Origin of the sequence: Paenibacillus thiaminolyticus, from assembly GCF_007066085.1 — a bacterium.
GTDB classification, from domain to species: Bacteria; Bacillota; Bacilli; order Paenibacillales; family Paenibacillaceae; genus Paenibacillus_B; species Paenibacillus_B thiaminolyticus.
Genome location: NZ_CP041405.1, coordinates 5,861,982 through 5,875,142, shown reverse-complemented (window position 1 = coordinate 5,875,142; position 13,161 = coordinate 5,861,982). Strand labels below are relative to the sequence as shown.

At 59.4% G+C, this 13,161-nt stretch carries 13 protein-coding genes; 2 read left to right on the top strand and 11 right to left on the bottom strand.

The window, feature by feature from the left end:
* Positions 1-22: 22 nt before the first annotated feature.
* Both yqfD and yqfC read right to left on the bottom strand, forming a co-directional pair.
* A complete protein-coding gene (gene yqfD / locus FLT43_RS25885) occupies positions 23-1,264 on the bottom strand; it encodes a sporulation protein YqfD (RefSeq protein ID WP_087442112.1) in 1,242 nt (413 codons plus the stop codon).
* Positions 1,261-1,554 (bottom strand): sporulation protein YqfC, encoded by a 294-nt coding sequence (gene yqfC, locus FLT43_RS25880; RefSeq protein ID WP_087442111.1) that lies wholly within the window; start codon positions 1,552-1,554, stop codon positions 1,261-1,263. Before yqfC ends, yqfD begins: the two co-directional genes overlap by 4 nt.
* Before the next feature lie 62 nt (positions 1,555-1,616).
* Between yqfC and FLT43_RS25875 the strand changes: the two genes are divergently transcribed.
* Positions 1,617-1,796 carry a hypothetical protein gene (locus tag FLT43_RS25875; protein ID WP_127510895.1) on the top strand — a complete coding sequence of 60 codons (180 nt, stop codon included), beginning with the start codon at positions 1,617-1,619 and terminating at the stop codon, positions 1,794-1,796.
* A 587-nt stretch (positions 1,797-2,383) separates the two neighbouring features.
* Here FLT43_RS25875 and FLT43_RS25870 read toward each other — a convergent pair.
* The 6 genes from FLT43_RS25870 to FLT43_RS25845 form a co-directional block, all read right to left on the bottom strand.
* Positions 2,384-2,869, bottom strand: coding sequence for a hypothetical protein (locus tag FLT43_RS25870; protein ID WP_087442109.1), 486 nt, complete (start codon positions 2,867-2,869; stop codon positions 2,384-2,386).
* A gap of 10 nt (positions 2,870-2,879) precedes the next feature.
* Positions 2,880-3,875, bottom strand: a complete 996-nt coding sequence (floA, locus tag FLT43_RS25865; RefSeq protein WP_087442108.1) for a flotillin-like protein FloA — start codon at positions 3,873-3,875, stop codon at positions 2,880-2,882.
* Positions 3,876-4,006: 131 nt separating this feature from the next.
* Positions 4,007-5,380: an NfeD family protein gene (locus FLT43_RS25860; RefSeq protein WP_087442107.1), complete on the bottom strand. Its 1,374-nt coding sequence runs from the start codon at positions 5,378-5,380 to the stop codon at positions 4,007-4,009.
* A gap of 151 nt (positions 5,381-5,531) precedes the next feature.
* Entirely contained in the window at positions 5,532-5,975 is a 444-nt protein-coding gene (locus tag FLT43_RS25855; RefSeq protein WP_087442106.1) for a GatB/YqeY domain-containing protein, read from the bottom strand.
* Positions 5,976-5,990: 15 nt separating this feature from the next.
* A complete protein-coding gene (gene rpsU, locus FLT43_RS25850) occupies positions 5,991-6,164 on the bottom strand; it encodes a 30S ribosomal protein S21 (RefSeq protein WP_005547957.1) in 174 nt (57 codons plus the stop codon).
* A gap of 170 nt (positions 6,165-6,334) precedes the next feature.
* A complete protein-coding gene (locus FLT43_RS25845) occupies positions 6,335-6,685 on the bottom strand; it encodes a histidine triad nucleotide-binding protein (RefSeq protein ID WP_087442105.1) in 351 nt (116 codons plus the stop codon).
* A 115-nt stretch (positions 6,686-6,800) separates the two neighbouring features.
* Between FLT43_RS25845 and FLT43_RS25840 the strand changes: the two genes are divergently transcribed.
* Complete coding sequence (locus tag FLT43_RS25840; RefSeq protein ID WP_087442104.1) at positions 6,801-7,568, top strand: alpha/beta hydrolase; 768 nt, start codon at positions 6,801-6,803, stop codon at positions 7,566-7,568.
* A 53-nt stretch (positions 7,569-7,621) separates the two neighbouring features.
* On the opposite strand, the gene FLT43_RS25835 is transcribed toward FLT43_RS25840, so the two are convergent.
* The 3 genes from FLT43_RS25835 to FLT43_RS25825 form a co-directional block, all read right to left on the bottom strand.
* Entirely contained in the window at positions 7,622-7,876 is a 255-nt protein-coding gene (locus tag FLT43_RS25835) for a hypothetical protein (protein WP_087442103.1), read from the bottom strand.
* A gap of 350 nt (positions 7,877-8,226) precedes the next feature.
* Positions 8,227-11,709 carry an AAA family ATPase gene (locus FLT43_RS25830; protein ID WP_087442102.1) on the bottom strand — a complete coding sequence of 1,161 codons (3,483 nt, stop codon included), beginning with the start codon at positions 11,707-11,709 and terminating at the stop codon, positions 8,227-8,229.
* Entirely contained in the window at positions 11,706-12,902 is a 1,197-nt protein-coding gene (locus FLT43_RS25825; protein WP_087442101.1) for an exonuclease SbcCD subunit D, read from the bottom strand. Before FLT43_RS25825 ends, FLT43_RS25830 begins: the two co-directional genes overlap by 4 nt.
* Positions 12,903-13,161: the final 259 nt, after the last annotated feature.

Here is a 13,161-nt window from a genome sequence, read left to right as displayed (position 1 = left end):
TCTCAGTCTCCTTAAACGTTCATTATCCTCTCGCTTGTGGAGGCGCCGCTTTTTCATCCTGCGCACCCGGATCCGGCTGTGCCTGCGGCACAATCGTTAATTCTTCCGCAATCGATTGCTCCACTTCAAAAAGCACCTTCATGACCACTTTACCATTGTCCGCCTTCTGATGCAAAATTTTTTCCTCATGAATGCGCGCATCCGGACCGTTCTTGGCCAGCACATCGGCGCGGGCCTCCTGCAGCCCCGCGGCAGCTGCCTCTTGCTCGCTTCGTTCCTCCGAGATAATATGGGCTTCCTTCAGCACCTCTGTCTGCCAGCCGAACGGCAGCACCCACTGCCTCCATTGCAGCCGCTTCGCTACCACGATCGTCTCATAGCTGTCGAACGGAATGCCGCCGTAGCCGGCGATCTGCAGCCGTCTGTCTCCTGCCGTCACATAACGAAGTTCTTTCTGCTCGCCGGTATATACTTTGCGCTTGGTGACGAGGGGGGCGGCAACGTCATATTCATGCCATACGAGCCCCCGCACCTCTCCCTTGGCCGCTACCGTGCTCGGCAGCTCCTCGGTTCCGATTTGTCCCGAGATGAGAATATCGCCCTTCTTCACCCGAGAATGCTGTCTCACGGCCGGACGGCCCCGCTCCGCGATGATATGCGTAATAATCCCGTCGGTCTTGGCCACAAGATGACGCGGGTTAACAAGCCCCTTATTTTCCGGCAGGGTCGATTCCACGACATGAATCCGGATTCTTGTCCCGTTCCGCTCAATGCCAATCCACGAGACGCCCTTGAGCTGCATATTCATCGCTTTGGAGACAGCGTCCGGATCGCGCAGCCGGAAAGTCCATTGGAACGGGTAAATGCCCTGCTGTCTCGCCTGCTTCAGCACTTCCTCCGTCGAAATGCGGATGTTGCCCGTTACTTCGATGCTCCAGACGAGGGAAGACAGCATGTACAATCCGAGCAAAAAAAGAATACCGCCCATGGCAAAAAACTTCCGCCGGCGGATGCGTACGATAGAGAACGGAAGCCCAAAGCGCTGCTCCACATGAATACGGCAGCCTGTCTTCTTCAACAGCGGACGAAGGCGCAAGTAATCGCTGGCCGTCAAATAACATTCCGCCCGGCCGTCGCGGAGACGCCGGACATCCCAAATTCTGATTTGTTCCAGCGCGGTGGCATTGATAAAGGTTTCGATTTGGCCGCCGCGCAGACTGGCACGGACATAGCCTCGCAGGCCGGCAAATGCAGGAGCTTTCACAACGTTCCCCCCGTTCCGTGATACTTGATATCATTGATAACGCCCTCGATACAGATTTCCTCGGTATAGATGGCGCGAATCGTCAAGTTGGTTCCGTACACTTCCAGTTGGCCCGCTGCCAAGGCGAGACGCATATGCTGATCGGAGAAGTGAAGAATGCCCTGATGATTCTCTACAACCAGCTTACGATTGCCGGTCATGACCAGACGGGGCATATCCGTGATCATATCTTGCGGCAGATCGAACCAATTTACGGACCACTGGCGCAATTTGCGGGCAATGCGGCTCATTTTGGCAAAGGCCCCCTTCCTGTACTTTACAACCTATGCGGAACAAGGCCGGATTATGAAATATGAGGAAGCGGGTGGAAGGGATGTACGGCGGAAGCTCCCGCGTCACGCGTGAACGCGCTGCGGCGGGCATGTCCGCGGCGGCTTGGACGCGTTGCTCCATTGGGGAGCGCGGCTTGGACGCGTTGCTCCATTGGGGAGCGCGCTGCGGCGGCTTGGGCGCCAGCCCGGCTAGGCACTAGGCTGCTGGCCCCTCGGGGCTTGGCGCAGCGCCCGAATTGCGGTTGCAGCGGACCTCGGGCAAGCTAGCCTTCGGAGTGGGGGTGACCAACGGGCTAAGTAAGGAGGAGAACCGATAATGGGTAAGTCCCTGCAAGGCTTCGATTGAAGAGCATACTTGTTCGTGCGCATGAACGCCAAAATACTGCAAACTTACAGCTTTTTCATCGACACCAAGTCAGCCCAAAAGAAATCCTGCAAATCGGCAGGAATATCACCCGGTATGACCTAGTTCAGCCAAAATCGGATCAAAAAGCTGCAGATTTGCAGCAATTCTTACATAAATCGCTTCAGCAAGATAAAAATACTGCATTTGAGCAGGATTGGTTTATTAGACCGGCAATCAGAGCCGCGAACGCCCGCTCTTCCCCGTGTTGACACATCTAAAAAAGCCAGGCCCGCGAAGATTTGTACGGTGTCCCGTCACATCATCCCCGCGTGGGCCTGGCTTGTGGCTCTTAGAGCCGGCTAACAAAAACATAGTAACCGACGAACAGACGACATCCCGACAATGGGAGAAGCCGCTTCTTACCGAGTAGAGAGCACCAGCTTAGGAAGAGCGGCGGCCATAAGGCCGCTTGGCCCGCGGCGGTCCCAGAATTTCGGACCAGAGCACGCCCTTCAGCGCCTCCTCCGGGCGAATCACTGCAGAAGCTGCAGCGGCGGATTTCTTATTGCTTGACTCCGCATGCCGCGGGGCGCTGGCCGGACCCACCGAAGGCTTCATGGCGGCAATTCTCTCTTCTAGCGTAATGGTGTCCGTCTCGTGGGAAGCATATCCTTGCGAGAGACCGGCTTGGGAGCGCTCCTCCGTATAGACCGGATAAGACCGCTTCTCTTCCATCACCGGCTCGTCATCATGATCATCCGGTTCGGAACCCGGCCGTCCTCCCGCCTTATCGCCGCCGAAGCTCGGCATCCGATTGGCCGGCGGCTTGTTGCCCTTCCGCAAGAGGGAGAACACGAAGCCAATAAGAATTACCGCCAGAAATGGATTGTTCAACAGAATACGCAAGAGCTTTTCAAAGATATCCATGGCTCATCGCCTAGCTTTCCGATTTGTTGTCGCTGCCGTTCTCGCCCATTTTGCCGAGCGTGCCGCGCATTTGGGTATCGGCTTCGATATTTTTCAAGTTCATGTAATCCATGACCCCGAGCTTGCCTGTACGAAGAGCATCCGCCATCGCGATCGGAACCTCAGATTCGGACTGAACGACTCGAGCGCGCATCTCGACGACGCGTGCCTTCATCTCCTGCTCTTCCGCGACCGCCATCGCACGGCGTTCCTCCGCCTTCGCCTGAGCGATGCGCTTGTCTGCTTCCGCCTGCTCGGTCTGCAAATGCGCACCGATGTTCTTGCCTACGTCGACATCAGCGATATCGATGGACAAAATTTCAAATGCGGTACCGGCGTCAAGACCTTTGCCGAGCACGGTGCGGGAAATCAGATCCGGATTCTCCAGGACATCCTTGTGCGTGGAACTTGAGCCGACCGTTGTAACGATACCTTCGCCGACGCGGGCGATGATCGTCTCTTCCCCGGCGCCCCCGACGAGACGGTCGATGTTGGCCCGAACTGTAACGCGGGCACGAACCTTGACCTCGATGCCGTCCTTCGCCACGGCGGCGACGATCGGCGTCTCGATAACACGCGGGTTAACGCTCATTTGCACGGCCTGCAGAACATCCCGGCCTGCCAAGTCAATCGCGGCCGCACGCTCGAATTCGAGGCTGATGTTGGCCCGCTGCGCCGCAATAAGGGCGTTGACAACGCGGTCAACATTACCTCCGGCAAGATAATGGCTCTCCAGTTGGTTGATAGACAGTCCAAGTCCCGCCTTCGTCGCCTTGATCATCGGGTTGACGATCCGGCTTGGCGTAACCCGGCGCAGACGCATCGCCACGAGCGTGATGATGCCGATGCGGACTCCGGATGCAATGGCGGATATCCAGAGCATAACCGGGAAAAAGCTGAAAAACACACTCAGAACAATAACAATGAGCGCCCCGATTAACAGGGTGCTGACAATCGCTGGATCCATACGCAGTCATACCTCCAATTGTAATATGTAAATACGGGACTGCCGTCTAGCGGCAGTCAATTCTTTTCAACGATACAATGAAAGCGTTCCAGGGTCAATGAATCAAACTGGGGACACTGAAACTTCCTCTCTCAAGAACCTACATGCGGGCTCACGACAATACGCGCCCCCTCCGTCGTCACGACGACGACCTGTTCATCCTTCGCGATAAAAGAGCCGTCCGTCACCACATCATATTTATGGCCATCGAGCAGGATGGTCCCTGCGGGACGAAGCGGCGTAAGCGCCTTCCCGACCTTGCCAATCAGCTCCATATGATCGGTGCTTGACACATAGCCTTGCTCCGACGTAAGCGCATCCTTGAGGATGAACCGGTTCCAGATGCCGCGATGCTTGAAGACGCGGGCAATAATGACGACGACAACAACAGCTGCGACGAAGGCGATGCCCAAGGACATGAGCGCGTTCCCCGTATCGTAGGCCGCGCGGACGACCCCGGAAATCAAGCTGATCGCACCTAGGATGCCCAGAATCCCGAAACTTGGAATGAACATCTCCAGCGCCAGCAGCACTAACCCAATCAGCAGCAATACGATAGTCTCCACCCCCGCTAGTCCGGCAATAAAATGGCCAAAAAAGTATAAACCGAATCCGAGGATGCCGAGAATGCCCGGAACCCCGAAGCCTGGCACGATGAGCTCAATCGCGACGCCGGCGATGCCAAGGAACAAGAGCAGCGTAGCGATCGCCGGCGTTACGAGATAGGTCGCGAGCCGTTCCGCGCCCGAAGGCTCGATGCGGATGACTTGGGCCCCGCCGAGATTCATTTTGGACAGCAAGTCCTCTACGGAAGAGGCTTCATATTCCAAATATCCAGCCCGCTTCGCCTCGTTGACGCTCAGGGAGAGAACCTCGCCCGGCTGCTTCGTGCGGTTCAACTGCGGAAGCTCCACCTTGGCCTGCAGATCCGCCATCGCCGTAGCGACGCCGGTATCCCGGCCATTCTTCTCTGCGGCCGATACCATCTGGCTGACCCACAGCGCGACGGCCTTCGGATCATCCACATACTTGTGAGACGAATCGACCATTGCCGCAGATCCGATAGCGCTTCCCGGGGTCATCGCGATTTCGTTCGCGCTGAGGGCCAGGAAGCTGCCCGCCGAAGCCGCCTTGCCGTGAACGAGCACGACCGTACGCGCCGGGCTCCCAATGATCCGCTGGCTAAGCTCCATCGATACATCTACGTAGCCTCCAGGAGTATCCATATCGAAAATGACAGCGTCCGGCTGAAGCTGCTCCGCCTCCTCAAGCGCACGGAACAGGAAAGACTTCATGACCGGATCGACCGTCCCCTTGATTGGAATAACGACCGCGCTGCCCTTGACCGCGTCTCCCTCGGCCTGAACGGACGAGACGACGGGTCCCAGCATGCCGAGCAGAACGGCTGCGGCTATCAGCCATAGAATGCCTATGGCTGCAAATCGATGCTTGAACGGGTGTTTCATCTCTTTAGTGTACCCCCTTCCCTATTCAGTTCAGTCTATGTAGTAATACGTGACAATCCTCCCGTCCGTTCCAGGAAATTGCTAGAAAAAAACACTCCCTTTCTTGAAAAAGGAGTGTTTTTGTCACGTTACATAAGGCTGTCAAAGACGCTTACTGCAGATATTGTTGAACTATCGTATTGACCAGCTTTCCGTCGGCGCGCCCTTTTACCTTCGGCATCAGGGCACCCATCAATTTCCCCATGTCGGCTTTCGAAGAAGCACCGGTCTCTTGGATAGCCTTCTGTACAATCTCTTTAATTTCTTCTTCGGAAAGTTGGGCAGGAAGATACTGCGTCAAAATCTCGATCTCGTCTTTCAATGAATCAGCTAAATCGTCTCGACCTGCGCTTTCAAATTGTTGGAGGGCATCTTTCCGCTGTTTGATTTCACGACCTAGAATCTCAAGCACTTCATCGTCATTCAAAGTTCTCTTAGCATCTATCTCAACATTCTTGATCGCTGAACGTACCATCCGGATGGTGGAGAGTTTGAACTTGTCTTGACTTTTCATCGCTTGCTTCATATCTTCGTTCAATCTTTGGCTAAGATCCATTGGTGCATATTCCTCCTAAAACTTTCTCTTGCGGGCAGCCTCGGACTTCTTCTTGCGCTTAACGCTTGGCTTTTCATAGTGCTTACGCTTTTTAACTTCAGCCAATACGCCATCTTTTGCAATGGAGCGCTTAAAGCGACGAAGTGCAGCATCGATTGTCTCGTTTTTGCGAACTTTCGTTTCAGACACCAGTTTTCCCTCCCTCCGACCAGACCGTCCAAGAACAACAACACGGTTATCAAACTACATTATATGTGATTGTAAAAGTGAGTGTCAACCTTGGCGGCGCATTCTAATCTACATTTATGCATCGGAAAGCAGGAATAGCGAACCGGGCGCTGGAACCCCTTTCCAATCCGTTACGCTTTAGGCCCTGTCAGAGCGCCCAGCGGCTCTCCTCCCAACAGGTGGTAGTGAAGATGGAACACAACCTGTCCGCTGTCTTTCCCGCAGTTATTGATCAGGCGGTAGCCTGAATCGGCAATCCCCATATCCCGGGCAATCTGCTGTGCAGCCAGGTGGATTTCTCCCATCAGGGAAGCATCCTCTGCTTGTAGATCGTTCATAGTTGGGATATGCTTTTTGGGGATAATAAGAATATGTACCGGCGCTTGTGGCGTAATGTCGTGAAAGGCGACGACATGATCATTTTCCAATACCTTTTTGGAAGGGATCGAACCTTCGATAATTTTGCAAAAAATACAGTCCATTTAAACGGCCTCCTTCAATGTTCTCACCATCTGATAGTGGATCAGTCGGTTAATCTCGGATACTGTTATCATATCAAAAACTATTGTCTCGGCCAACTGAAAGGAGGATATCCCGATGTCTTCACCCCATGACCAGCCGAGGCGCCGCAGAGGGATTCGCATCCTTATCGGGGCCGCCGCCGTCCTGCTTGTGCTTGCCGCCGCTCTCGCCATCTATTTGCGCCCTTACCCTGCGGGCACGAAGGCGGAGCAGGCCATGGCTCCCGGCGAAGATGTCACCGTCACGAAGGAAGACGGCGTGCTGCGGTTCGAGACGACAGCCGAGCCGGTGGCTAACTTCATCTTCTATCCGGGAGGATTGGTCCAGCCGGAAAGCTACGCGGTGCTTGCACGCTCCTTAGCCGCCCAAGGGGTCAATACGTATATTATCGAGATGCCGCTCAACCTGGCTGTGCTCGATATCCAGGGCGCCAAGCGCGCACTTCCGCTGTTGAATCCCCGCGGGATCAATATTATCGGCGGTCATTCGCTCGGCGGTACGATGGCGGCTGAGTATACGAAGAACAATACGTTCAACGTTCAGGGCATCGTGTTTCTGGCCTCATACCCTAAGAGCGACATCAGCCATCTGAACATCCCGGTTCTGTCCATCTACGGCTCCCAGGATGGGGTGCTCGATCTGGAACAGTATACGAACAGCAAATCCTATATGCCGGATTCCTTCGTGGAGCGTGTCATCGAGGGAGGCAATCATGCCCAGTTCGGAGATTACGGCATCCAAAAGAAGGACAAGGGCGCGACCATATCGGACGATGAGCAAATTCAGGAAACGGCCGGCACGCTCGTCGATTGGATCGCAGCGCTAAATGCATCTGGGACGTAAAGAAGGCCTGTCTGGAGCAGTGGTTCGCTCGAAGCAGACAGGCCTTCACCTAATCAATAATACGGCAGCCGCGCCAAGGCCATCAGCGCAATCAGTGGCAGAATCAACCGATTGAACGGCCGGTCGTAGCCGTATAGGGTAATACCCGGGATAATAGCCGCCACCATAATTGCCCGGGTAATATCCGGGATAACCTCCCCCGTAATAGCCGTACAGCACATAGGCGCGATCCATCGAAGCTCCCGTTCCCCGTAATGCATCCATTGCCCCGCGGGAACCGCAAGATAAAGTTCGCTCCTCGTCCGCATGCTCCACAATCCTCTGAATAACAGCTGCCGAAATGCGCGTGAACCTTATACCGGTGCATATGCTTATGTACAACCGGTTGTCAGCACCGGGAAGCTTACTTAACTCGAAGCATACGCTTTGCAAAACAAAAAAAAGAGCACCTCGTCCCCCGCTAGCAAGCGGGCAGCGTCATGGACGCTATGAACGTAGTGCACCTGCAAGCGAAATGCGGCTGCAGAGAGCACGCACGGCTTGCAGAAGCAGTACGGTCATCGAGGTGCCATTGGATAAGATGTCGGCTATCTGTATTATAACAGCGGGTCATAACTGTTACTGTGACGAACATCACATCCCGTTCGATTGCAACGCTTCAATCCGCTTCTTCCATCCGAATGCGCGAGCCCGAACCGGTCAGCTCCGCAGGCAGGACGGTCAGCTTGCGCGCCAAGCGGGCCCGAAGCTCAGGCACATGGCTGATAACCCCGACCGCCAGCCGATCGTGATGAAGCTTCTCTAGCGCGGTGACGACGGTGTCGAGCAGCTCAGGGTCGAGCGTACCGAACCCTTCATCCAAGAAGAAAAATTCGAGCGGATACATTCCTCTCAATTGAATCTGGGCCGACAAAGCCAGCGCCAGCGCCAAGGAGGTCAGGAAGGTCTCGCCCCCGGACAACGTTGAGACCGGCCGCCGGACGCCTCCATTGCCGTCGTCCCGGATGACGAAGCCGCCGCCCGAATCGACTTCGAGCGCATACCGCTGCTTGGTCAAGTTTTTCAGCCGTTCCGACGCTGCCCGGCTTACCTGCATCAACTGCTCCTCCGCGATGAACTCGACGAAGGCGTTGCCCCGGAATATGCTCTGCAGCTGCTGGAGTCTTCCCAACTGCTCCTCCGCGCGTACCCGCTCGCCCTCGAGCACCATCCAGCGCTCATGCTTGCTCCGGATATGCTCGGCGTCGCGTTCGGCTCGGGCACGGCTTCCGAGCGCCGCTTCATCGCGTTCGACCGCCAGCTCCCACCGCTCCTTCGCTTCCTGCCACTCGACGGCGGAGACCGTACGGCCGCCTAGCTGCTCCTCCAGCCGGGCCAACCGCGCCTGAAGATCGCGCTGTTCCTCGTCATATGCCGCCAGCCCGCCTTCCAACTCCAGGCAGTGTTCCGGGCTGCGGCGCGCCGCCATCACTTCACCGGCAGCCTCGAACGAGGAAGCCGCCAGCTTCACCGCCAGACGCCCTCGCGCAGCGTCCGCGCGCTCGCCCAGATCGGCCCGCTGCTGCTCCGCCAGCGCCGCGATCCGTTCCGCCTCTCCTTGGGCCTGGCGCGCCGCTTCCGCTTCTTTGGCGGTACGGGCGGCATGTTCCCGCAGCGCGTGCAGCTGCGCCTCCGCCTCTGCGGCCTGCCGCTCAATCGGCGGGCCGCCTGCCCACGGCTCCAGCCGCTGCCCGTACTCGGACAGCAGCCGGTTGACGCCATTGAGCTCGGACTCTGCCTGAACACGCTGCAGCTCCGCCTGCTGGCTGTCCGCTTCGAGCTGACGCAACCGCTGCTGCATCTCCTCGACATAGACGGCCCCTTTGTCCAGCCGGGCCCGGCAATCATTCACGAACGCTTCATCCTCACGCCAACGTTCGACGATCGCATCCATCTCCCCGAAGCTCCAGCCGGCCAGCTCATACCGGGCTGCCCACCGCTCCGCCGAACGGGCATATTCGGACCCGGCCCGCTTCCATTCTGTCTCGCCTTCCCGCCGGGCCGCCTCGGCCGATTCATATGCCGACCAGGTCTGCTGCAGCTCCCACTGGCTATCCGTAATCCGGTGCAGACTCTGCTCCATGCCGCGTTCCCAGGCAGCGGCCTGCTTCTGGAGGCTTACTATCGCCGCCTCCAAGGAGGCATCCGCTTCTTCCCCGCCAGGGCTGCCAGGCCCGTCCGGTTCCCCCGGAACCGGAACGCCTTCCTCCAAGGCGGCCGCCATCTGCGCCGCCGCTGACGGCAGGGAGGCCGCGCCCTCTTCCCAAAGGAGCAGCATCGGCCGGAGCCGGCTGTTCAGCTCCGCCAGACGCTCGCTCCATTGGCGCACCGCGCCGGCGCAGCGCTCTGTGCCCTGCTCGGCCAGTCTCACGGCCTCCCGCCGCTTCTCTCTCGCTTCCTCCCATTCCGCCCAACCTTCGCGGACCGCTTCAGAAGCGGCAGGCATCTGCGCCGGATGAGCATGGCACGTCGAGCCGCAGACCGGGCAGGGCTGGCCATTCTCCAGCCGGGAAGCCAGCTTGGCAGCCATCTCCTCGGCCGCCTGCTGCCACTGCCGCTCCCTCGCGGCCGCCAGCTCGCGTTCCGCTTCCTCCAGCGCATCGCTTGCCTGAGCATGCAGCCGCTGCCACGCCGATTGGATCCGCAGGCCCTCCAGCGCCACCGCCTGTCCGGCCAGCACATGGCCGGTTAACGTCTGCAGCAGCTCGAGCCACGTCTGCCCGGCCTGCTCCGCCCGAGCGGCCAGCTTGCCGGAGCTGTCCTCCAGCTCCCGGCACCGGCCGTGCTGCACGGTCAGGAGCTGCCGCTCGCTCACCGCTTGCTGGAACCGGTCCCGTTCCTCGGGCGGCTTCTCGCGCGCCTGCATCGCTTCGCGCAGTTCCGCCTGCCGATCGGCCGCCTTCCGCAGCATCTCGCGGGCCCGGGCCGCTTCCGCTCCCGCCCGCTCTGCCCGGCCGGCGGCCTCGGTCCGCTTCGCGGTCCACTGCTCCGCCTCTTCCCGCAGCCGGACGCTGTCCTGATACAGGCGGACCGCTTCCTGCAGGCGAGCATGGCGGCTCATCAGCTCCGGCTCATCAGCTTCCTTGCGCCGGAGCGCATCATCAGCCGCCCGAATCGCCTGCGCCGCCCGCTCCGCAGCTGCTGCCGCGGCGGCCCGAGCCGCCTCATGACCGGCCGACGCCTTCTGGAGCCGCGCTTCCAGCTCTTCCAGCTCGGTTACATAAGGGAGCAGTTCCTCCGCTTCCCGTGCCCGCTGCAGCTCCGTCCGCTCCGCCGCGCGCTTCGGCGCCTCCTGCTCCAATTCGCCCCGTCTGGCGAGCAGCCGCTCCTGCTCCTGAAGGCGTTCCCGCAGCTCGGCCAGCTCACGGTGAACCCGTTCCGCTTCCAGACGGGCGGCTCTAGCCTCCTCAGCGTGGCGGACCGCAGCGGCAAGCGCAGTCTCCGCCTCGCGGACAGCTTCTACGGAGGCGTCGCCCAGCCCTTGCTGCTCGGCCAGGCACGTCTTCAAGCGGACATCCGTTTCCTTCACGCGGCGAGCCAACCGGGCGGCCAGCTCATCGCCGTATTTCTCAAGGGAGAACAGCCGCTGCAGCATCTGACGGCGCTCGCTTCCCTTCAAGGAGAGGAACTCGGCGAATTTACCCTGGGGCAGCACAACCGCCCGTGTGAAATCGTCCATCTTCAGCCCGATTTGCTCTTCCACGCAGCGGTTCACATCCGCCAGCTTGTCCGCCAGCACGATATCACCTTCCGGGCGGAGTTCGATGAAGCGAGTCAAGGTGCTGCCCACCGTCACGTCACCGGTGCGCTTGAAGCGCCGCTCGACCCGGAACGTGCGCTTGCCGGCCGCGCCATGGAGAGCGAAGGTGAGGGAGACCGACAGCGTGTTCTCCATCTGGTTCAGAATTCCTTGCGTTCCGCCGGCCGCACGCTCGACCTTGCCGTACAGCGCCAACGTCACCGCGTCGAGAATGGATGATTTGCCGCTTCCCGTCGGACCGAAAATACCGAACAGCCCGGTCTCGCACAGCTTCTCGAAATCGATCCGCTGCTCATCGCGATAACTCTGCAGTCCGGCCAGCCTCAATTCGATCGGCTTCATGCGCTCTCCTCCTTCTCTTCGGCTTCAGATTCAATCAGCTCGAGGAAGCAGGCGACAAGCGCATCATCCGGCTGAGCGCCGCCGGTCTGCCGCTCATAGAAGCGGCGGAACATCTCCTGCACCGGCAGCTCGCTCAGCCGCACCTCGTCCTCCGCCTCCCGTTCCGCTTCCGCATATACCGGCCGGATATGAACGATGCCGTCATGAGCGCGGCGCAGCTTCTGAATCTGCTCCATCGTCAGCGCCTCGGTCAGCGTCAGGCTCACATCCAGCCAGGCGCGGCTGTCGCGCCCTTCCTCGATCCAGCGCATCACTTCCTCATAGCCTCCGCGGGCATTCCATTCCGCAAGCGGACGGCCGGACGACAGATAGCGCTCCTCGGGCATCGCTTCTGAACCGGGCGCCAGATCGAGCAGCGTCACCGACTTCGCCTGCCCGGCCTCCGAGAAGCTGTAAGCGAGCGGGGAGCCGCTGTAGCGGATGACGCCCGGTCCCTTGACATACTGGGGCCGGTGCAAATGCCCCAGCGCCGTATATTGGGGCACAGCCGGTGCGCCCTGGCAGGCGAAGGCGGACGGATCGACCGTATATGCGCCCCCGACCTGAATCGGGCGCTCCGAGTCGGACTCCGCCCCGCCCAGCACATACAGATGGCTCATGGCGAGATTGACCGCCGTGGGCCGGAACCGCTGCGCCTGCCGCGCCAGTAATTGCGACACGCGGGCGCTGTAGGCCCGGCGCACCGCCTGCTCCTCGGCCTCATCCGACAACAGCTCGCCCAGCCGCGCTTCCGACGGGTACGGCAGAGCCGCGATGACCGCTTCCTCCCCCGACCGCGCGCACGGCACGACGACCGCATCCAGCGACGGCTGCCCGATAAGGATAACGCCCCGCTCCCCGACTAGCGGCGCCGAGGCAGATAACCGTTCCGGATGATCGTGATTGCCGGAAATAATGACAATTGGGCGGCGGCCCCCGTCCGACAAGCGGGCCACCCCCTCATAGAACAACTGCTCCGCGGCAGCCGGAGGATTGACCGAATCATAGACATCCCCCGCGATCAGAACGAGATCGACCCGCTCCTCCTCCGTCATCGTAACCAGTTCGTCTACGAACGCCGCCTGCTCCTCCAGACGGCTCCGCCCTTCCAGCGTCCGCCCGAAATGCCAATCCGCGGTATGTAAAATACGCATGAATCTATCACCATCCTCGCCATACGAAATCAAACCAACTATAGAAGCGCCGCCCAACCTTAGGGGCTCTGCCGCCTCCCGCAGCCTTACGCCGGGTCGAACGACGCCCGGAACACGAAGGCTATCCCCGCACCCCCGCTAGGACTTTCGCCGGAGCAGCGCAGAGCGCGGGACATCGCGCAGGAGGCCCTCAGGAGGCCACAGGAGGCCACGGGAGGCCACGGGAGGCCACGGGGAGGACGCAGAGGCCGCAAAGAAG

Bases quoted from the DNA above. Each gene is read 5' to 3' on its own strand.
- FLT43_RS25860 (WP_087442107.1), bottom strand. From the start codon at position 5,380: ATGAAACACCCGTTCAAGCATCGATTTGCAGCCATAGGCATTCTATGG.
- yqfC (WP_087442111.1), bottom strand. From the start codon at position 1,554: ATGAGCCGCATTGCCCGCAAATTGCGCCAGTGGTCCGTAAATTGGTTC.
- FLT43_RS25840 (WP_087442104.1), top strand. From the start codon at position 6,801: ATGTCTTCACCCCATGACCAGCCGAGGCGCCGCAGAGGGATTCGCATC.
- floA (WP_087442108.1), bottom strand. From the start codon at position 3,875: ATGGATCCAGCGATTGTCAGCACCCTGTTAATCGGGGCGCTCATTGTT.
- FLT43_RS25835 (WP_087442103.1), bottom strand. From the start codon at position 7,876: ATGCGGACGAGGAGCGAACTTTATCTTGCGGTTCCCGCGGGGCAATGG.
- FLT43_RS25855 (WP_087442106.1), bottom strand. From the start codon at position 5,975: ATGGATCTTAGCCAAAGATTGAACGAAGATATGAAGCAAGCGATGAAA.
- FLT43_RS25870 (WP_087442109.1), bottom strand. From the start codon at position 2,869: ATGGATATCTTTGAAAAGCTCTTGCGTATTCTGTTGAACAATCCATTT.
- FLT43_RS25830 (WP_087442102.1), bottom strand. From the start codon at position 11,709: ATGAAGCCGATCGAATTGAGGCTGGCCGGACTGCAGAGTTATCGCGAT.
- FLT43_RS25845 (WP_087442105.1), bottom strand. From the start codon at position 6,685: ATGGACTGTATTTTTTGCAAAATTATCGAAGGTTCGATCCCTTCCAAA.
- FLT43_RS25875 (WP_127510895.1), top strand. From the start codon at position 1,617: ATGAGGAAGCGGGTGGAAGGGATGTACGGCGGAAGCTCCCGCGTCACG.
- FLT43_RS25825 (WP_087442101.1), bottom strand. From the start codon at position 12,902: ATGCGTATTTTACATACCGCGGATTGGCATTTCGGGCGGACGCTGGAA.